18 protein-coding genes and 1 riboswitch are annotated in these 18,685 nt (G+C 74.4%); of the genes, 11 read left to right on the plus strand and 7 right to left on the minus strand.

Features of this window, described 5'->3' with window-relative positions; all coding sequences use genetic code 11:
* Nucleotides 1–39: 39 nt before the first annotated feature.
* Entirely contained in the window at nt 40–708 is a 669-nt protein-coding gene (locus ACFWH7_RS06350; RefSeq protein ID WP_378215631.1) for a M23 family metallopeptidase, read from the plus strand.
* Between the two features lie 37 nt (nt 709–745).
* Here the strand turns inward: ACFWH7_RS06350 and ACFWH7_RS06355 are convergent, their stop codons facing one another.
* The 3 genes from ACFWH7_RS06355 to ACFWH7_RS06365 are packed head-to-tail and all read right to left on the minus strand — an operon-like array spanning nt 746 to nt 3,994.
* Nucleotides 746–1,534, minus strand: a complete 789-nt coding sequence (locus ACFWH7_RS06355) for an energy-coupling factor transporter transmembrane component T family protein (protein WP_378215632.1) — start codon at nt 1,532–1,534, stop codon at nt 746–748.
* Complete coding sequence (locus ACFWH7_RS06360; RefSeq protein WP_378215633.1) at nt 1,531–3,321, minus strand: ABC transporter ATP-binding protein; 1,791 nt, start codon at nt 3,319–3,321, stop codon at nt 1,531–1,533. Before ACFWH7_RS06360 ends, ACFWH7_RS06355 begins: the two co-directional genes overlap by 4 nt.
* Entirely contained in the window at nt 3,314–3,994 is a 681-nt protein-coding gene (locus ACFWH7_RS06365) for an ECF transporter S component (protein WP_378215634.1), read from the minus strand. Before ACFWH7_RS06365 ends, ACFWH7_RS06360 begins: the two co-directional genes overlap by 8 nt.
* A 111-nt stretch (nt 3,995–4,105) precedes the next feature.
* Nucleotides 4,106–4,225: riboswitch (TPP riboswitch) on the minus strand.
* Between the two features lie 88 nt (nt 4,226–4,313).
* Between ACFWH7_RS06365 and ACFWH7_RS06370 the strand changes: the two genes are divergently transcribed.
* Both ACFWH7_RS06370 and ACFWH7_RS06375 read left to right on the plus strand, forming a co-directional pair.
* Nucleotides 4,314–4,757: a hypothetical protein gene (locus ACFWH7_RS06370; protein ID WP_378215635.1), complete on the plus strand. Its 444-nt coding sequence runs from the start codon at nt 4,314–4,316 to the stop codon at nt 4,755–4,757.
* A 58-nt stretch (nt 4,758–4,815) separates the two neighbouring features.
* Complete coding sequence (locus ACFWH7_RS06375; protein WP_378215636.1) at nt 4,816–6,480, plus strand: Rv2578c family radical SAM protein; 1,665 nt, start codon at nt 4,816–4,818, stop codon at nt 6,478–6,480.
* A 42-nt stretch (nt 6,481–6,522) separates the two neighbouring features.
* Here ACFWH7_RS06375 and ACFWH7_RS06380 read toward each other — a convergent pair whose 3' ends face one another.
* On the minus strand, nt 6,523–6,849 hold the full coding sequence (locus ACFWH7_RS06380) for a DUF1330 domain-containing protein (protein WP_378215637.1): 327 nt from the start codon (nt 6,847–6,849) through the stop codon (nt 6,523–6,525).
* A 91-nt stretch (nt 6,850–6,940) separates the two neighbouring features.
* Between ACFWH7_RS06380 and ACFWH7_RS06385 the strand changes: the two genes are divergently transcribed.
* Entirely contained in the window at nt 6,941–7,639 is a 699-nt protein-coding gene (locus ACFWH7_RS06385; protein ID WP_378215638.1) for a hypothetical protein, read from the plus strand.
* Here ACFWH7_RS06385 and ACFWH7_RS06390 read toward each other — a convergent pair.
* The gene (locus tag ACFWH7_RS06390; protein ID WP_378215639.1) at nt 7,581–8,048 is read right to left on the minus strand and encodes a PPOX class F420-dependent oxidoreductase; all 468 of its coding nucleotides are present in this window, start codon (nt 8,046–8,048) and stop codon (nt 7,581–7,583) included. The genes ACFWH7_RS06385 and ACFWH7_RS06390 overlap by 59 nt on opposite strands.
* 220 nt (nt 8,049–8,268) lie before the next feature.
* On the opposite strand from ACFWH7_RS06390, the gene aspS reads away from it, so the two are divergent.
* The 3 genes from aspS (at nt 8,269) to ACFWH7_RS06405 (ending at nt 12,119) form a co-directional block, all read left to right on the plus strand.
* Nucleotides 8,269–10,074: an aspartate--tRNA ligase gene (aspS, locus tag ACFWH7_RS06395; RefSeq protein WP_378215640.1), complete on the plus strand. Its 1,806-nt coding sequence runs from the start codon at nt 8,269–8,271 to the stop codon at nt 10,072–10,074.
* Nucleotides 10,075–10,275: 201 nt separating this feature from the next.
* Nucleotides 10,276–11,736 (plus strand): glycosyltransferase family 2 protein, encoded by a 1,461-nt coding sequence (locus tag ACFWH7_RS06400; protein WP_378215641.1) that lies wholly within the window; start codon nt 10,276–10,278, stop codon nt 11,734–11,736.
* Nucleotides 11,733–12,119, plus strand: coding sequence for a hypothetical protein (locus tag ACFWH7_RS06405; protein ID WP_378215642.1), 387 nt, complete (start codon nt 11,733–11,735; stop codon nt 12,117–12,119). The genes ACFWH7_RS06400 and ACFWH7_RS06405 overlap by 4 nt, the downstream gene beginning before the upstream one ends.
* On the opposite strand, the gene ACFWH7_RS06410 is transcribed toward ACFWH7_RS06405, so the two are convergent.
* The gene (locus tag ACFWH7_RS06410) at nt 12,095–12,853 is read right to left on the minus strand and encodes a response regulator transcription factor (RefSeq protein WP_378215643.1); all 759 of its coding nucleotides are present in this window, start codon (nt 12,851–12,853) and stop codon (nt 12,095–12,097) included. The genes ACFWH7_RS06405 and ACFWH7_RS06410 overlap by 25 nt on opposite strands.
* A gap of 104 nt (nt 12,854–12,957) precedes the next feature.
* Entirely contained in the window at nt 12,958–15,204 is a 2,247-nt protein-coding gene (locus tag ACFWH7_RS06415; RefSeq protein WP_378215644.1) for an MMPL family transporter, read from the minus strand.
* A 126-nt stretch (nt 15,205–15,330) separates the two neighbouring features.
* Between ACFWH7_RS06415 and ACFWH7_RS06420 the strand changes: the two genes are divergently transcribed.
* From ACFWH7_RS06420 to ACFWH7_RS06435, 4 genes are all read left to right on the plus strand, one after another.
* The gene (locus ACFWH7_RS06420; protein ID WP_378215645.1) at nt 15,331–16,803 is read left to right on the plus strand and encodes a replication-associated recombination protein A; all 1,473 of its coding nucleotides are present in this window, start codon (nt 15,331–15,333) and stop codon (nt 16,801–16,803) included.
* A gap of 197 nt (nt 16,804–17,000) precedes the next feature.
* Nucleotides 17,001–17,627, plus strand: coding sequence for a 30S ribosomal protein S4 (gene rpsD, locus ACFWH7_RS06425; protein ID WP_047234514.1), 627 nt, complete (start codon nt 17,001–17,003; stop codon nt 17,625–17,627).
* A gap of 249 nt (nt 17,628–17,876) precedes the next feature.
* On the plus strand, nt 17,877–18,272 hold the full coding sequence (locus tag ACFWH7_RS06430; RefSeq protein WP_087472004.1) for a DUF948 domain-containing protein: 396 nt from the start codon (nt 17,877–17,879) through the stop codon (nt 18,270–18,272).
* Nucleotides 18,272–18,631, plus strand: a complete 360-nt coding sequence (locus tag ACFWH7_RS06435) for a hypothetical protein (RefSeq protein WP_378215646.1) — start codon at nt 18,272–18,274, stop codon at nt 18,629–18,631. The genes ACFWH7_RS06430 and ACFWH7_RS06435 overlap by 1 nt, the downstream gene beginning before the upstream one ends.
* Nucleotides 18,632–18,685: the final 54 nt, after the last annotated feature.

The raw sequence follows: 18,685 nt of genomic DNA on the forward strand, positions 1-18,685 counted from the left end.
GACCGGCAACCGCGCTCGCCGGACGCGAGGGGAGGCGACGTGACGGGACCGGTCGAGCTCGCGCTGCCCTTCGCCGGGACCTGGCTCGTGCAGAACAGCCCGGCGCAGCGCGTCCCGAGCCACGGGACGCACCTGTTCGCCACGACGTACGCGATCGACTTCGTCGCGGTGCGTGGCCGCCGCACCGCGGACGTGCGGGACTGGCGCACCGTGCTCGGCACCGAGCCGCCGGAGCGTTTCCTCGCGTTCGGCCTGCCCGTCCTCGCCCCCGCCCCCGGCACCGTCGTCGCGGTGCACGACGGCGAGCCCGACCACGAGGCCCGGCGCTCGCCGTCCGCGCTGCTCGGGTACGCGCTGACCCAGGTGTCCCGGGCGCGCGCGGGGGGCGCGGCGCTCGCGGGGAACCACGTGGTGCTCGCGCTCGACGCGCCGGCCGTCTTCGTGGTCCTCGCCCACCTGCGGCGCGGGTCGGTCGCGGTCCGCCCGGGGCAGCGGGTGACGACCGGAGCGCTCGTGGGCCGGTGCGGGAACTCGGGGAACTCGACGCAGCCGCACGTGCACGTCCAGGCCATGGACGGTCCCGACGCCCACGTCGCGCGCGGCGTGCCGCTGGCGTTCCGCACCTACCGCGAGCACGGGCGCGACGGTCGGACCACCGCGGTCGGCCTCGGGGTACCGGCGGAGGGGACGGTGGTCGAGCCCGCCTGAGGGCGCGCTGCCCGGTTCCACCCGTGGCGGGCTCGTCTCACGCGGTGAGCGCACCGATCCCCGTGACCCACCCCGCCAGCATCCCGACCGCGACGAGCGCCCCGGCGAGGGAGAGCACCGCGCCCGCCGCGACGACGTCGGGGGCGCCCAGCGGGACGGGGCGCGACGTCGTCCGGGGGCCGGAGCCCAGGCCGCGCGACTCGAGCGCGACCGTCAGCCGCTCGGACCGCCGCACCGCCCCGACGAGGAGGGCGAAAGCCGCAGCACCGAGCGAGCGCGGCGAGCGGGGGAGCCGGCCGGGACGTCGCCGGGGGTCGCGCACCGCCTGGGCGCAGCGGATCGTGTGCCAGGCGTCGGGGAGCTCGACGAGGAGCCGGTGGGCGGCGAGGACGGCGAACGTCCAGGTCGCCGGCAGGCGGGCGTGCTGGTGCAGGCTCGTCATGAGCCGCACGGGGTCGGTCGTGAGGACGAGCGTGAGCGACAGCGCCCCGACGAACAGCGTGCGCAGCGCGAGCGCGGCGCCCAGCGTCAGCCCGTCCGCACCGACGGTGAGGGGTCCCAGCGCGACGGCGTCGCCCCCGGGCCGGGTGACGACGTTGACGACGAGGAGGCTCGTCGCGAAGACCACGAACGGGACGTGGGCCAGCGCGAGCGTGCGCACCGGCACGCGGCCGAGCGCGAGCAGGGCGGCGACGGTCAGCAGCCAGCCCGTCGCGGGGGTGACCTGGTCGGTCACGAGCAGCGCGGCCGTCGACAGGAGGAGCACGGTCGCGAGCTTCACCGTCGGGTTCCAGCGCTGCAGGACCGTCGGACGGGGCGCGCTCACGAGGCGGCCTCCGCGTGAGCGACGGTCCCGGGTCCGGGCTCGCCCGTCACCCCGGCGCCCCCGACGGAATCGCACACGAGGTCGAGCGCCCGCACGAGCGCGCCCGGGTCGACGCCGCGACCGCGCCCCGTCCGTGCCCACCAGTCGAGCAGCGGGGGGCGGCGCAGGCCGGCGAGCGCGCACAGCGCGTCGTCGGCGAGCACCGTCGACGGAGCTGCGACCGCGACGAGCGCGCCGTCCACGACCACGGCCACGCGGTCGGCGACGGCCGCGACGAGCGAGAGGTCGTGCGAGACGACGATCACGGCACCGCCCGCGTCGGCGCGTCCGCGGAGCACGCGGGCGGCCGCGGCGGCCTGGGCACGGTCCAGCCCGAACGTCGGCTCGTCGGCCAGGAGGACCGGCGGGTCGAGCACGGTCGCGGTCGCGAGGGACAGGCGCCGCTGCTCCCCGCCCGAGAGCCGGTACGGGTTCGCGTCGGCGAGGTGGGCGAGACCGAACGCGTCGAGCGTCCGGTCGACGCGCTCCTCCACGTCGTCGAGGCGTGCCAGCCGTGCCGACCACGCGACCTCCTCGCGCACCGTGCGGGCGACGAGCTGGTGCTCCGGGTCCTGGAACACCATCGCGACGGGATCGCCGGTCGCGGTCGCGACCTCGCCCGTGGTGCGTTCCAGGCCCGCCAGCCCGCGCAGGAGCGTCGACTTGCCGCCGCCGTTCGGCCCGACGACGGCGAGCACCTCGCCGGCGCGGACGTCGAGGTCGACCTCGCGCACGACGGGCGGGGCGTCGCGGCGGGCACGTCCCGGGCGCAGGCCGCCGCGGTAGACCGTGAGGCCCCGTGCCCGCAGCGCGACGGGCCGCCCGCGCGGGGGCGCAGGTCGCGCCGGGACGGAGCGCGCGAGGCCGACCAGCCATGCGTCGGTCCCGGAGGTGCCGAGCGGTGCCGGGGCCCCCGCCTGCTCGAGGCGGACCGCGAGCGGCAGCCAGCAGCCGAGGCTGGCGAGGGCGTGCGCGTGCTCGCGCAGGACGCGGTCCGTGGGTCCGTGCGCGAGGACCCGACCCTCGCGATCGAGCACGAGGGTCGCTCCGGGCAGCGCGCCGAGGTCGTCCAGGCGGTGCTCGACGAGCACGACCGAGCGCTGCCGCGGTGCTGCGTCACGTCCGTCGTCGGCGGTGGGCCGGGGGCGTTGCGCGAGCCCGACGATCAGCGTCCCGACGTCGTGGGCCGCGGCGGGGTCGAGGAGTGCGGTGGGCTCGTCGAGGACGACGAGCTCGGGGTCGGCGACGAGCGCGGCGGCGAGGGCGACCCGCTGCGCCTCGCCCCCCGACAGCTCGTGGGCCGCGCGGTCGTGCAGGTGCGCGGCGCCGACGGCGGAGAGCGCGGCGGCTGCGCGATCGTCCATGGTGCGAGGGTCGGCGCCGCGGTTCTCGAGCGCGAACCGCAGCTCCTCGTCCACACCGGCCAGGCACAGCTGGTCCCCGGGGCGCTGCTGGACCAGGCCGACGCGCGCGGCGAGCACGGGTGGAGGCACGTCCCGCGGGTCGACGTCGGTCACGCGCAGGAGGCCCGTGACGGTGCCGGGAAGCGTGTGCGGGACGACGCCGACGAGGGCGCGAAGGAGCGTGGACTTGCCGCACCCGGACGGGCCGAGGACGAGGAGGCTCGTCCCGGCCGGGACGGTGACGTCGACGGCGTCGAGCACCCGCGCGTCGTGGTGCCCGAGGGTCACGGTCACGCCGCCGGCCGTGACGGCGTCGGGCTCGCACGAGGCGGCGCGCTCAGCCACGGCGGGCCGCGCCGATCGCGAAGGCGTCGAGGGCGCCGGTGCGCGCGAGCGCGTCGCCGAGGAGGCGGGCGGCGAGGCCGCACAGCACGACGCACGAGACGACCTGGATGCCGAGCCGGAGCATCGCGTAGTCCTGCCCGAGCCAGCCGAAGCGCACCGCGTTGAAGGCGAACGTGACGAGCGCCGCGCTCACGCCGGACGCGGCGAACACCCACCAGCCGAACCGGCGGTAGCGCGTGAGGGCGAACGGCAGCTCGGCGCCGGCGCCCTGGACCAGGCCCACGACGAGCAGCAGAGGCCCGGCCGGCGAGGCGAGGAAGACGACCTCGACGAGGGCGGCCAGGGTCTCCGCCAGGATGCCGACGCCCGGCTTGCGCACGACGTACGTGGCGAGCGGCCCCACGACGATCCAGGCCCCGGCGAGGACGTTCGCGGCGAGGTCCGCGAGGGGTCCCATCGCGAGCTGGAGCGGAGCCCAGAGCTGCACGAACGCCCAGTAGACGAACCCGAAGACGACACCGAGGACGGCGATCAGCACCGTCTCGTGCAGGGTGAGGCCGCGACGCCGGGACGGGCGCGGGGACGACGGCGGCCTCGCGCGGTCCGGCGCCAGGACGGGCCGCGCGGCGGTGGCGTCGTCCGGCCGTGTCGAGGTGGTGCGGGGTGCGGTCATGCGGGTTCCCTCCGTCAGGCCACCGGGGCGAGGGGTGCACGACGGCGCGCCACTGCCCGGCCCGCGCGCCCGGCCCGGGCGCGGCGACGCGCGGGCACGAGCGCGCAGGGGACGGTGACGTCGGCCCTGCTCCCTTCGCTGGTACGAACCAGATCAGGTTCCACGGGTCTGCAGGGGGGACGGGTGTCCGGCCTGCACTCTCAGCGCTCGTGCGCTCCCCGGAGGCGTTCGGCCCGACCCTAGGCCCTCCGCACCGCCCGGACAATCCCGGCGTCTCACGCAGCGGGACGCTCGGCGGGGCGCGTGAGAACGTGGCGCCATGACGCGAGACAACGATCCCGAGGCGGTCGCGGAGCTGGACCGCCTGGACGAGGCGGTCCGGGCGGCACCCGCCGGAGACACGACGGCGCAGATCGCGCTGTGGCGGCAGACGACCCGGCTCGAGACGTGGTTCTTCATCGCCCGCGGTCCGGCCGACCGACCCCGCCCCTACGCCGTGGGCGCGGCGCAGGGTCCGATGGTCTGCCTCTACAGCAGCGCCGACCGGGCGAAGGACGCCGCACGTGCCCTCGACCTGGTCGCCGCGGACGACGAGACCGTGCCGCTGCTGGGGGTCCCGGTGCCGGACGCGATCGACTACGTCGCCTCGTTCGGTGGGGCCGGCGTCGTCGGCGTCACGCTCGACTACCCACGGATCGGCCACCACGTCCCGATCGGGAACCTGGGCCTGCTCAAGGCGTGGGCCGCCGCGGACGCCGGCTGAGCACCGCACCCGTCCTCGGCACCTTGACTCGCGGTCGAACACCTGTTCGAATACCTGGGTGAGGTGGGACGGACAGACGCTCGGCGCGGACGACGGCGCGCTCCCCGGGCTGGAGCGCGTGGGACTCGTGCGCAGCGTGCGCACGCCCGAGTTCGCCGGGATCACCTTCCACGAGGTGACCGCCAAGAGCGCGCTGTCCAAGGTCCCCGCGATGTCGCGCATGCCGTTCCGCTGGACGGTCAACCCGTACCGGGGATGCAGCCACGCATGCTCGTACTGCCTCGTCCCGTCCACCCCCGTGCTCCTGGCCGACGGCACCCAGCGGGCGATCGGCGACCTGCGGGCCGGGGACGAGATCGTGGGGACGGCACCGCACGGGGCGTACCGGCGGTACGTGCGCACGCGCGTCCTCGACCGGTGGACGACCCGCAAGCGCGCCTACCGCGTCACCCTCGCCGACGGCACGCGGCTCGTCGCGAGCGGCGACCACCGGTTCCTCACGGAGCGCGGCTGGCGCCACGTCGTGGGCGGCGCCGGACGCCGCGCGCACCTCGCGCTCGGCGACGTGCTCGTCGGCCCGGGCGCCGCGGCGCTCGCGGACGGCGGCTTCGCGCTCGAAGGGCGCGACGTCACCGGCGGCGACGCGCTGCGCGTCGACTCGCTCGAGGCCCTCGATGGGCCGGGGGAGGAGACCGAGCTCGTCGACATCACGACCGGCACGCGCGACTTCGTCGCCGCGGGGGTCGTGAGCCACAACTGCTTCGCGCGGCCCACGCACGAGTACCTGGACCTGGACGCCGGCGAGGACTTCGACCGCGAGGTCGTGGTCAAGGTCAACGTCGACGAGGTGCTGCGCGCCGAGCTCGGCCGACGGTCGTGGGGCCGCGAGGCGGTCGCGCTCGGGACCAACACCGACCCCTACCAGCGCGCGGAGGGCCGCTACCGGCTCATGCCCGGCATCATCGACGCGCTCGCCGGCTCCGGCACGCCGCTGTCCGTCCTCACCAAGGGGACGCTCCTGCGTCGCGACCTGCCGCTGCTCGTCGACGCCGCCTCGCGCGTCGAGGTCGGGATCGGCGTCTCGCTCGCGCTGCTCGACCCGGCGCTCCAGGCGAGCGTGGAGCCCGGCACACCGTCGCCCCGAGCCCGGCTCGACCTGATCCGGGCGGTCCGCGAGGCCGGTCTGCCGTGCGGAGTCATGGTCGCGCCCGTCCTGCCCTGGCTGACCGACTCGACCCGCGCGCTCACCGACCTGCTCGACGCGGTGAAGGACGCCGGTGCGACGGGCGTCACCGTGCTGCCCCTGCACCTCAAGCCCGGCACGCGCGAGTGGTACATGGGCTGGCTCGCGCGCGAGCACCCGCAGCTCGTGCCCGGGTACGAGCGCGTCTACGCGCGCGGCACGTACGCCTCGAAGGGCTACCGGTCGTGGCTGTGGGACCGCGTGCGCCCGATGCTCGAGGCGCGCGGCTTCGCGGTCTCCGGGCACCGCGGGCCCGCGGGCGTCGAGGGCCGGTACCGCCGCGGTGAGCTCGGGGGCCTCGGCGACGGACCGCGCGACCCCGGCCCGCCGACGGACGGGGCGTACCCGACCGGGAGCATGGCGCGAGGCGCCCGGGAGACGGTGGAGGACCGTGGGCACGACGGAGCGCTCGCGGGCATGCCGGTCGACGGCGGGGGACTGGACGTCGTCGGCGGGGGAGTGGAGCAGGTCCTGTTCTGACCGGACGACCTCGCCGCTGCGGTCGCTCCCGTCGGGCGCGCGTCAGGGGCGACGGTCGGGTTCCGGTACCGCGCTCACCCGGACGATGTCGGTCCGGGCCACGGCCTGGTCACGCACGCCCGCCAGCGCCATGCGCGCAGGGTCCGCCATGTAGGCGGCGAGCGCGTCGTCGTCGGGCATCTCGATGACCTGGACCTCGGTCGGCAGCGTCGAGTCCTGACCGGGCAGGGCGCGCACGCGCGACAGCACGCGGCCGCCGTGCACGGGAACCAGGGCGAGGACGTCGTCCTCGTACCTGCTCAACAGGCCGGCATTGCCCTCGGTGGGCCACAACAGGACGCACAAGGTCACCTTCGCGGTCACGGTCACGTGCCGCACCCTACGCTCGTGCCGTGACCAGACCGAGCGACCGCCCGCGCGAGGCCCCGGGGACGCGGCGGCCGTGCCGTGGCCGACGGTGATGACTCCCTTCGGTGCCGTCCGGCTCGGCATCGAGGGACTGCCTCGTAGCGCGGCGCCTGTGAAGGCGGAGCTCCTGCCCTCCGGTGCTCGCACGGTGCGCGGCGTCGGCGACGGCGTCGAGGTCGATCTGGTCTGCGGTCCGTTCGAGGGGAGCGTTCCCGACGGCTACCCGCCCCTGGACTCCGCCTGGGGCGCGGTCTGGCATGTGCACGCCCGGCGGCGGCTCTCCGCGTTCCGGCTGAGCGCCGGGCTGGACCAGGTCCCCGTCTCGTGCACGGCGGCGCCGGACGAGGGGCAGCACCTGTGCGCCGTCTCCGTCGACGACGGGACGACAGAGCTGACCATCGGGGGCGCGGACGAGGAGGCGCTGTGGGAGCGGTCGCGCGCGGGCGATCATCTTCCGCGCTGGTGGGCTCGCACCTCGTACGCGCCGTGGACCGCGGGGCGGGACGCGACCCAGGTCCCGTCCGCAGGAGCGCTCGACCGGGCGCGCGGAGTGTTCTGGGACCTGCCCGGGCTGGAACCCGGCGAGGAGTGCGTCGTGCACGCGGCCGTGGCGTGGTCGGCGCTGGACGTCGAGCGCCCGACCACGTGGTACGCGGTCGACGTCGGGACTCGGTGGCTCCTCGACGAGCTCGTCAGCCCTCCGCGAGGCGAGCAGGGAAGCCGCCCGTCGCGACCGGGCCCCAGCGCGTGATCGTCAGGCGCACGAGCGACTTGCCCTGCGTGACCATGGCGGCGCGGTACTCGTCCCAGTCCGGGTGCTCGCCGCTGATCGAGCGGAAGTACTCGACCAGCGGTTCGACCGAGTCGGGCAGGTCGATCACCTCCGCGTCGCCGTCCACCTGCACCCACGGGTCGGAGAAGCGCTCACCCAGCGAGAGCAGCGACGCCCGCGGGTCGCGGCGCGCGTTGACCGCCTTCGCGCGCTCCGGGTAGGTGGACACGACGACCCGGCCCGCGTCGTCGACCCCGTACGTCACCGGGCTGAGCTGCGGCCGCCCGTCGGCGCGGGTCGTGACGAGCACGCCGTCGTGCCGGGAACGCAGGAACTGCTCGAGCTCGTCGCGCTCGACGCGCCGGTTCGTCGCGATGGTGCGTGCCACGGGTCACCCCTCCTCGTGCGGGCGGCGGGCCGGTCGGCGCACGCCGGTGCCACCGGCCCGGAGGCGGGATCCCGGACGCACGAGGCTGACGGGCGCCTCGTGGCGCGGCGGCACCGCCACGGTATCCGGTCGAGCCGCCCGCCCGCCCGCACTAGAATCATCCGGACGCGCGTCCGCCCCCGGGAGCGCGACCCCCACCGCCCACCTGGAAGGAACCTCCGTGCTGCGCACCCGAACGGCCGGCTCACTGCGGGCCGAGCACACCGGTCAGACCGTCACCCTCACGGGCTGGGTCGACCGTCGGCGCGATCACGGCGGCGTCGCCTTCATCGACCTGCGCGACGCCTCCGGCATCGCCCAGGTCGTCATCCGCGACGAGGCCGTCGCGCACCCGCTGCGCAACGAGTTCGTCCTCCAGGTCACCGGCGAGGTCTCGCGCCGCCCGGACGGCAACGAGAACGCGGCGCTGCCCACGGGCGGGATCGAGGTCGTGGCGAGCGACGTCGTCGTGCTCAACACCTCCGAGGCGCTGCCCTTCCAGGTCTCCACGGCGCTCGCGGACACCGAGACGATCGGCGAGGAGGCGCGCCTCAAGCACCGCTACCTCGACCTGCGCCGCCCGGCGCCCGCGCACGCGCTCCGCCTGCGCGCCAAGGTCAACCAGGCCGCGCGCCGCGTGCTCGACGCCGAGGAGTTCGTCGAGATCGAGACGCCGACCCTCACGCGCTCGACGCCCGAGGGCGCGCGCGACTTCCTCGTGCCCGCGCGCCTCGCGCCCGGCTCCTGGTACGCGCTGCCCCAGTCGCCGCAGCTCTTCAAGCAGCTGCTCATGGTCGCGGGGATGGAGCGCTACTACCAGATCGCGCGCTGCTACCGCGACGAGGACTTCCGCGCCGACCGCCAGCCCGAGTTCACGCAGCTGGACGTCGAGATGAGCTTCGTCGAGCAGGACGACGTCATCGCCCTCGCGGAGAAGATCCTCGTCGCGCTGTGGGAGCTGATCGGCTACACGATCCCGACGCCGATCCCGCGCATGACGTTCCACGACGCCCTGCGTCTCTACGGGTCGGACAAGCCCGACCTGCGCTTCGGCAACCCCCTCGTCGAGCTCACGGACTACTTCAAGGACACGCCGTTCCGCGTGTTCCAGGCGGAGTACGTGGGCGCCGTCGTCATGGCGGGCGGGGCCTCGCAGCCGCGCCGCCAGTTCGACGCCTGGCAGGAGTGGGCCAAGCAGCGCGGCGCCCGCGGGCTCGCGTACGTCACGTTCCAGGAGGACGGGACGCTCGCCGGCCCGGTCGCCAAGAACCTTTCCGACGCCGAGCGCGAAGGCCTGCGCGACGCGACCGGCGCGCAGCCGGGCGACGCCGTGTTCTTCGCCGCGGGCAAGACGTCGGACTCGCGCGCGCTGCTCGGCGCCGCGCGCCAGGAGATCGCGAAGCGCACGGGGCAGATCGACGAGGACGCGTGGGCGTTCGTCTGGATCGTCGACGCGCCGCTGTTCAAGCCGACCGGAGATGCCGCCGACGACGGTGACGTAGCGCTCGGCCACTCGGCCTGGACCGCCGTGCACCACGCGTTCACGTCTCCGACGCCGGACTGGGTCGACACGTTCGAGCAGAACCCGGGCGAGGCGCTCGCCTACGCGTACGACATCGTCTGCAACGGCAACGAGATCGGCGGCGGCTCGATCCGTATCCACCGCCGCGACGTGCAGGAGCGCGTGTTCGAGGTCATGGGCATCGGGCCAGAGGAAGCGCAGGAGAAGTTCGGCTTCCTCCTCGACGCGTTCAAGTTCGGCGCGCCGCCCCACGGCGGGATCGCGTTCGGCTGGGACCGCATCGTCGCGCTCCTGACGAAGTCGGACTCGATCCGCGACGTCATCGCGTTCCCGAAGTCGGGCGGCGGGTTCGACCCGCTCACGCAGGCACCCGCACCGATCACGCCCGAGCAGCGCAAGGAGGCCGGCGTCGACGCGAAGCCCGCAGCCCCGGCGAGCGACGGCCAGGAGCGCGACGACGCCTGACCCCGCTGGCGCCGAGGGCGTGCCACCCGTCCGGGGGCACGCCCTCGGCGCGTCCGGGCCCGTCGGCGGCTGTGGCCGACCCTCGTCGTCGGGGTGGATCTTGAGCCGATCCTGAGGTTTCGTTGCGGCGACGCGGCGCCTGCCTCGCGCCGGGGCGCGCAGGATCGGTCTCGTTGATCCCGCCCGACAGACGAGGCACTGATGACCGCACTGCTGACCGACCGGCCCCCGGCCGGCGTCGACCAGCCCGCGCCGCTCGGCACGGAGCTCGACCGCTACCACTTCACCCCGGACGAGCTCGTCGTGCACGAGCCGGTGCGCCGCTCGACGATCGGCGCCGTCATCCCCGCGTACAACGAGGGTTCGACGATCAAGGCGGTCCTCAAGGGCCTCCTGCGCCAGACCCGCGTCCCGGACGTGGTGCACGTGGTCGTCAACAACACCAGCGACCGCACCTTCGCCAAGGCGTCGAAGCTCGCCGGCGAGCACACCGTGCGACGCCGTGGCGTGGAGCAGACGACGCGCGTCTACGTCCACGACCTCGGCGCCCTCCCCGACAAGAAGGTCGGCGCGCTCAACTACGGATTCCGCCTCGTCCAGGGTGCGGACTACCTGCTCGGCGTGGACGGCGACACGGTGCTGGCCAAGGACGCCGTCGAGCGGCTCGAGGCCGAGATGGCCTCCGACCCTCGCATCGGCGGGATCTCGGCGATCTACACCGTGGACAACGTGGCTCCGCGCGGCGCGGTCGCCCGGTTCCTGCTCACCGGGCAGCGCGCCCAGTTCGCGGCGTTCAACATGCAGAACCTGCTGCGCGGCCGGAACATGGCCGTCCTCGGCGGTCAGGCGTCCCTCTTCCGGATGTCCGCGCTCGACGCCGTGATGCGCGCCCACCACCAGCGCGACCCCTGGGTCTCCGACTCAGAGGTCGAGGACTCGCTCCTGAGCCTGCAGATCAAGTCCCTCGGGTACTCGACGAAGATCTCCGCGACCGCGCGTGCCACCGTCGGCGGCATGACCACGCTCCGGGCGCTCGACGGCCAGCAGGTCAAGTGGAACTACGGCGCCATCGACCTGATGTGGCCCGGGCAGCGCGGCGACACGCGGGGCCAGCCCTTCCATCCCAACCTGCGCCTGCGGTGGATGGAGAACGTCGGCATGCTCGTCAACGCCGTCACGCGCCTCCTCTTCGGCCTGCTCGTCGCCGGGGCGCTGAGCATCCACGCCTTCGAGTTCTCGCCCGTCTGGCTCGTCCCGCCGGTCGTCGCCGTGGCCCTGAACGTACGGACCGCCCTCTCGATCAAGGACCGCACGTGGCGCGACGTGCTGTTCGCGGCCACCCTGGTGCCCGCCGAGCTCTACATGTGGATCCGGGTCGGGCACTTCGCGCGCGCGTGGGCGAAGTTCCTCGCGCGGTCGCGCACGGACAACTGGGCGGCGCAGGCGAAGGCGGAGCGCGGAAGCGGCTGGGCGTTCCTGAGCCCCTTGCTCGTCGCCCTGGTCGGGCTGGCCTCCGTGCTCTGGGCCTGGACGATCCTCCCGCCGGACGCCCGGTCCTCGGTGCTGGCCGTCGGATGGCCGGTCCTCGGGATCGTCACCATCGCCCAGACCGTCTTCATGCTGCGCCGGCTGGTGCGGCGCCATCACGGACTCGTCGCGTGAAGGACGACCTGCGCAGGGCCTGGACGGCGCTCGCGGACGACCTCGACGGGGACGCGCAGGCGGTCCGACGCTTCTTCGTCGCCTACCGGGATCTCCTGGTCCCACGGATCGAGGCCGCGGCCGGCGCGCTCGCCCGCGGTGACGAGGGGGAGGCGCGCAGCACGCTCCTGACGGTGCGGTCCACGTCGCTCATGGTGGGTGCCGAGGAGGTGGGCGCGGCGGTCACGCGAGTGCTCGACCGGAGCGGTGCGCGGCGCGTCGGGGACGAGCGCCGGGCGCTCGACGAACTGCGTGCCGTCGCCCGCACCGTGCTCGAGGAGGTGACCTGGCTGCTGAGCGACCCGCCGACGACGCTCGGTCAGCCCATCGGGTCGAAGCGGTAGCCGACGCCTCGTACCGTGCGGATCCATCGCGGCGTCGTCGGACCGTCGCCGAGCTTGCGGCGGAGGTTGGCCACGTGGACCTCCACGCTGCGGCGGTCGGCGTCCGTGACGTAGGTGCCGGCGTCGTACTCCTCTCCCCACAGGACGCGGACGAGCTCGTTCCGGCTCACGACGCGGCCCGACGCCTCGACGAGCGCGCCGAGGATGTCGTACTCGCTGCGCGTGAGGTGGACCGCCGAGCCGTCGACCGTGGCGGTCCGTCGCGGCACGTCGAGCAGGAGACCGTCCGCACCGACGAGAGTCGGCTCGTCGGGCGGCGAGGCCGTGCGCGGCCGGTCCACGCCCTCCGCGGGGAGGCCGCGGCGTGGCCGCCGCAGGAGCGCCTCGATGCGGGCGCGCAGCTCGCGCGGCCGGAAGGGCTTGGTCTGGTAGTCGTCCGCGCCGGCGTCGAGGCCCAGGAGCGTGTCGATCTCGTCGGTGCGCGCCGTGAGCATGACCACGTAGGTGTCCGACACACGGCGGATACGACGGCAGACCTCGAACCCGTCGATGTCCGGGAGGCTGACGTCGAGGGTCGTCACCACAGGGTCGGTACGCCGGACGAGCTCGACGCCCTCGACGCCTGTCGCCGCCGCCTCGGTCGTGAAACCCGCCTGTCCGAGCACCGTCTGCAGGAGTTCACGGATCTCCGCGTCGTCCTCGACGATGACCGCGGTGCGGTTGTCGTCCGCCATCCGTCTCCCCCCGTGTGACCCGTGTGCTGCCGACCACCGTAACCGCAGGTGGCGGAGCCCGCGCACGAACGACACCCGACAGGGCCTCGTCCGGGCGGGTGATCTCAGTGCGTGACTGCGAGCCGGCGGTGCAGCCAGCGCAGCGGTCGCGGCGCCCACCAGTTGAACCGTCCGAGCAGGGTCATCGTCGCGGGGACGAGGAGCAGGCGGACGATCGTCGCGTCGATGAGCACGGCGACGGCGAGCGCGAAACCGACCTCCTTGATGACCAGGAGGTCGCCGAAGACGAAGCCCGCGAAGACGACGATGATGATCGCCGCCGCGGACGTGATGATCCGGCCGGAGCGCTGGAGCCCCAGGCGCACCGCCTCGTCGTTGGGGTGACCGGCGTCGTAGAGCTCCTTGACGCGCGCGAGCAGGAACACCTCGTAGTCCATGGCGAGGCCGAACGCGAAGGCGACGACGAGCGCGACCACGTACGTCTCGATCCCCCCGACCGAGGAGAAGTCGAGCACGCCCTCGAGGTGCCCGTCCTGGAACACCCAGACGAGCACGCCGAGCGAGGCCGCGAGCGAGAGCGCGTTCGTGAGGAGCGCCTTGACCGGCACCACGACGGAGCCCGTCATGAGGAACAGCAGCACGAGCGTCGCGCCGACGACGATCCCGACGGCCCACCACACGCGCTCTCCGAGCGCGTCGAGGAAGTCGACCTGCCCGGCCGCCTGCCCGGTGACCCACACGTCGAAGGCGCTGTCGGTCGCCCGCACCTCCCGCACGACGGACACCGCCTCGGGCCCGCCGGCGTCGTCCGCGTCGACGTGCACGCCCACGACGGCGTAGTCGCCGAGCGGCGCCGCGGGGTCGACGCTCGCGACGCCGTCCAGCCCGGCGACCTCGTCCGCCCACGCCTGCGCCTCCTCGACGCTCGCGTCGACCACGGCCACCACCTGGGCGCTCTCGCTCGACGGGTACTGCGCGGCGAGCTCGTCCACGAACTCGCGTTGCGGCGAGCCCTGGGGGAGCAGCTCGATGCCGGAGTTGCGCATGTGCAGGCCGAGGACGGGCAGCGCGAGGACGACGAGCACGACGACCGTCGTGAGCAGCACCCACACGGGGTGGCGCTGCACGCGCGCCGCGAGGCGGGAGAACGCGCCCTCGTCGGACTGCACGTCCGCGGTCCGGGCGAGCACGCGGCGCAGGCCGGGGACGCGGCCGAGGACGCCGGGCTTCGCGAGGCGGCGGCCCGAGAACGCGAGCAGCGCGGGGACGAGCGTGAGCGCCGTCGCGACCGCGACGAGGACGACGCCGAGGCCGCCGGCGCCGACGGACCGCAGGATGTCGGGGCGGAACACCATGAGCCCGGCGATCGAGATCGCCACCGTGAGCGCGGAGAACGCGACCGTGCGGCCCGCCGTCTCCATCGTCCGGATCAGCGCCGCGTGGACCACGCCGTCGCCGCGCCGTCGCCGCAGCGCCGGGTCGTCGCCGGCGTCGATCAGCCGGTGCAGCTCCTCCCGGAACCGCGACACGACGAGCAGCCCGTAGTCGATCGAGAGCCCGAGCCCGAGCAGGGTGACGACGTTGACCACGGACGCGTCGACGTCGAGCACGTACGTGAGGCCCAGCAGCACGCCCAGCCCCGCCCCGATGGAGGCGACGGCCCCCGCCATCGGCATCGCGGCCGCGAGGAACCCGCCGAAGACCAGCACCATGATGAGCAGCGCGACGGGCAGGGCGAACTTCTCACCGGTCGTGAGGTCCTCCTCCACCTGGCCCGTGATGGCGTCGACGATGAGCGCGTTCGAGCCCACGAGCCCCGTCGCCTCCCCGGCCGCGTCCGGCGCGGCCCCCGCGAGGATGCCGGGCACCGCCTCGAGCTGCTCGACGACGCGCTCGGCGACGGCGTCCGTGCGCTCGGCGTCGAGGTCGGTGCGCAGCGTCACCACGGTGAGGAACCCGTCCCCGTCGCTCGCGACGAGCGACTGGGCGGCCGGGTCCTCGACCCCGCCGGGGATCACGTACGGGTTGATGACCGTGTCCACGCCCTCGATCGCCACGAGGTCCGCGTTCACCTCGGTCATGGCCTCCACGACCTGCGCGTCCGCCGGGTCGGCCTCGCTCACCAGGAGCGTGATCTCCGGGCCGCCCTCGTCGTTCTCGGCGAGGATCTCCGTCGCGCGCTCGCTGTCCGAGCCGGGGATGGAGGGCGCCCCCGTCGTCACCCGGTCGAACACGCTCTCGCCGTGCACGCCGAACAGCGCGAGCGCGAACCCGAGCCCGGTGAGGACGACCCACACGACGACCGTGAGGCGGGGATGGCGGGCGACACGACGACCGAGGCTCGAGAACACGAGCGCCAGCATCCCATCCGCCCGCGCCGCGTGTCAGATCCCTCGCGACGCTGTGGACGACGTTCACCCGACCTCCCCACACCGGCGGCGTCCGGGAGCGTGGGCGGCGGTGCGTAGGCTCGGGGCATGTCCACCGGTGATCTGTTCGGCGGCGACCTCTTCGGCGCCGCCACCTCCGGCGCGCAGGGCACGCCGCGACCCGGACCGGGGGCCCCGCTCGCCGTGCGCATGCGCCCCGCCGCCCTCGACGAGGTCGCGGGCCAGGCGCACCTGCTCGTCCCCGGCTCGCCCCTGCGGCGGCTCATCGAGTCCGACGCGTCCGGCGGCCGTGCCGCGCCCGGCTCCGTCATCCTCTGGGGGCCGCCCGGCACCGGCAAGACGACGCTCGCCTACCTCATCGCGACCGCGTCCGGCCGCCGCTTCGTCGAGCTCTCCGCCGTCACCGCGGGCGTGAAGGACGTGCGCACCGTCGTCGAGGACGCCCGCCGCCGCCTCGCGACCGGCGGCGACGAGACCGTCCTGTTCATCGACGAGGTGCACCGCTTCTCCAAGTCCCAGCAGGACGCGCTCCTGCCGAGCGTCGAGAACCGCTGGGTCACGCTCGTCGCGGCGACCACCGAGAACCCGAGCTTCTCCGTGAACTCGCCCCTGCTCTCCCGCTCGCTCCTGCTCACGCTCCAGCCACTCGGGGACGACGACGTCCGTGCCCTCGTGCGTCGCGCCGTCGCCGACGACCGGGGGCTCGGCGGCCTCGTCGCGCTCACCACCGAGGCGGAGGACCACCTCGTGCGCCTCGCGGGCGGCGACGCGCGCAAGGCGCTCACCGTCCTCGAGGCGGCGGCCGGCGCCGCGCTCTCGGACGCCCCGGTCCCGGTCCCCGCCGCGGCCTCGGAGGACGCGGCCGTCGACGCGGACGGCGAGCCCGGGCCGGACCACGCGTCGTCCGGACCCGTGAGCGTGGACCTCGAGGCCGTCGAGCGCGCCGTCGACGTCGCCGCCGTGCGCTACGACCGCGACGGCGACCAGCACTACGACGTGGTGTCCGCGTTCATCAAGTCGATGCGCGGCTCCGACGTCGACGCCTCCCTGCACTACCTCGCGCGCATGATCGCGGCGGGGGAGGACCCGCGCTTCATCGCCCGGCGCATCGTCATCGCGGCCGCGGAGGACGTCGGCATGGCCGACCCGTCCGCGCTCCAGACCGCCGTCGCCGCCGCCCAGGCCGTCCAGCTCATCGGCATGCCCGAGGGGCGGATCGTCCTCGCGGAGGCCGTCGTGCACCTCGCGACGGCGCCCAAGTCCAACGCCGCCTACCTCGGGATCGACGCGGCGCTCGCGGACGTGCGCGCCGGGAAGGCCGGGCCCGTCCCGACGCACCTGCGCGACGCGCACTACCCGGGCGCGAAGCAGCTCGGGCACGGCACGGGGTACCGGTACGCGCACGACGCGCCCCACGGCGTCGCGGCGCAGCAGCACCTGCCCGACACGCTCGTCGGGTCGCGGTACTACACGCCGACCGACCGCGGGTACGAGCGCCAGGTCGCCGACCGCCTCGGCCGGATCCGGGACATCCTGGCGCAGGACGAGCCGGCGCGCTGAGCCGCCGGGGATCGCGGTCCCGGGGGTGCGGTAGACTTCTCAGGTTGCCTTCACGGCGACCACCTGGGACCTCGGCCCCGACCCGCCGTCTCTCCGCCGGAGAGGCACGTGGTCCATCGGCTGGTCCCGCACCCGGACCCGACCTCTCGGGACCAGGTGTGACGTCAGTACACACACGACAGGAATGAGATACCGCTGTGACGTCTGTCAAGCGCTCGCGCCGCCAGGTCCGCCTGAGCCGCGCCCTGGGCATCGCCCTCACCCCGAAGGCCGTCAAGCACTTCGAGAAGCGCCCGTACCCCCCGGGTGAGCACGGCCGCGCCCGCCGCCGCACCGAGTCGGACTACGCGGTCCGTCTCCGCGAGAAGCAGCGTCTGCGCGCCCAGTACATGCTCCGCGAGAAGCAGCTCGCGCGTGCGTACGAGGAGGCCCGCAAGGACAAGGGTCTGACCGGTGAGGCGCTCGTCGAGAACCTCGAGACCCGTCTCGACGCGCTCGTGCTGCGCGCCGGCTTCGCCCGCACCATCCTGCAGGCGCGCCAGGCGGTCACGCACCGTCACATCCTCGTCGACGGCAAGATCGTGGACCGCCCGTCGTTCCGCGTGAAGCCCGGCCAGACGCTCCAGGTCAAGCCGAAGAGCCAGGCGACGACGCCGTTCCAGGTCGCTGCCGCGGGCGCGCACCGCGACGTCCTCCCGGCCGTCCCGGGCTACCTGGACGTCCAGCTCGAGAAGCTGAGCGCGATCCTCACGCGTCGCCCGAAGCGCGCCGAGGTCCCCGTGCAGTGCGAGGTCCAGCTCGTCGTCGAGTACTACGCTCGCTGACCCTCGCTCCGGACGCCTCGCTCACCGCTTCGTCGGCGAGCGAGGCGTTCGTGCGTCCGGACCGGTGCGCACGCCGCACCGCAGCGACGCCGTCGTCGTGTCGTGCCCGACGGCGGTCCCCGCCCTGGTGCGGGTAGTGTTTCGCGAAGTCGTGGGCACGTCCGCCAGGACCCCGCGACGAGGTGGACCGTCCCGCGCACGACGCGCGACGTCCGTGCACAAGGCACCGTGACTGGCACTGGAGGAAGAATGTCCCTGGGAGACGTGGCCGGCCTCATCGCAGCCATCGCGTTCGTGCTGCTCGTCGGCCTGCTCGCGGTGCCGCTCCTCAAGCTCGGCCGCGTGCTCGACGAGGCGCGCGCGAGCATCAAGGAGGTCACGGACCACTCGGTCCCGATCCTCGACGAGGCCGCGACGACCGTCGCCACGACCAACAGCCAGCTCGTCAAGGTCGACACGATCACGACGTCGGCCGCCCAGGTGAGCGAGAACGTCTCGGCGCTCACGGGGCTGTACGCCGCGACGTTCGGCGCACCGCTGGTCAAGGTGGCCGCGTTCACCTACGGCGTGCGCCAGGCCGCCGCCCGCTCGTTCGGACGACGCCGTTCGTCGGACGGCGCCGGCCGTGCCGAGGGGTCGCGCTGATGCGCCGCGTCTTCTGGATCGGCGTCGGGGTCGCGATCACGGTCGTGGTCGTCGTCCGCGGCAAGAAGATCCTCGCGCGCTACGCGCCCGCGTCGCTCGTGGACCAGGCGACGGAGCAGGTCAACGGCCTGGGCGAGAAGGTCGTGGAGATCGCTCGCGACTTCCGCACCGAGTTCACGCTCGCGCGCGACGCGCGCGAGCAGGAGCTCATGGCGGCGCTCCTCGCGGAGGGCCAGGAGGACCCGGACGTCGTCCGAGCGCGCCGCGCGGCCGGTCGCCACGCGCGCCCGGCCGCGGGAGACCCCGACCCGTTCGACGACACGGACGACGTCGAGGACCTCCTCGGTTACTCCTTCTAGGACGCGCGGCCCGGCCACCGCGACCCACAGCAAGCATTCCGCACGACCCACCGA

Origin of the sequence: Cellulosimicrobium cellulans, assembly GCF_042723955.1 — a bacterium.
Lineage (GTDB): Bacteria > Actinomycetota > Actinomycetes > Actinomycetales > Cellulomonadaceae > Cellulosimicrobium > Cellulosimicrobium cellulans_H.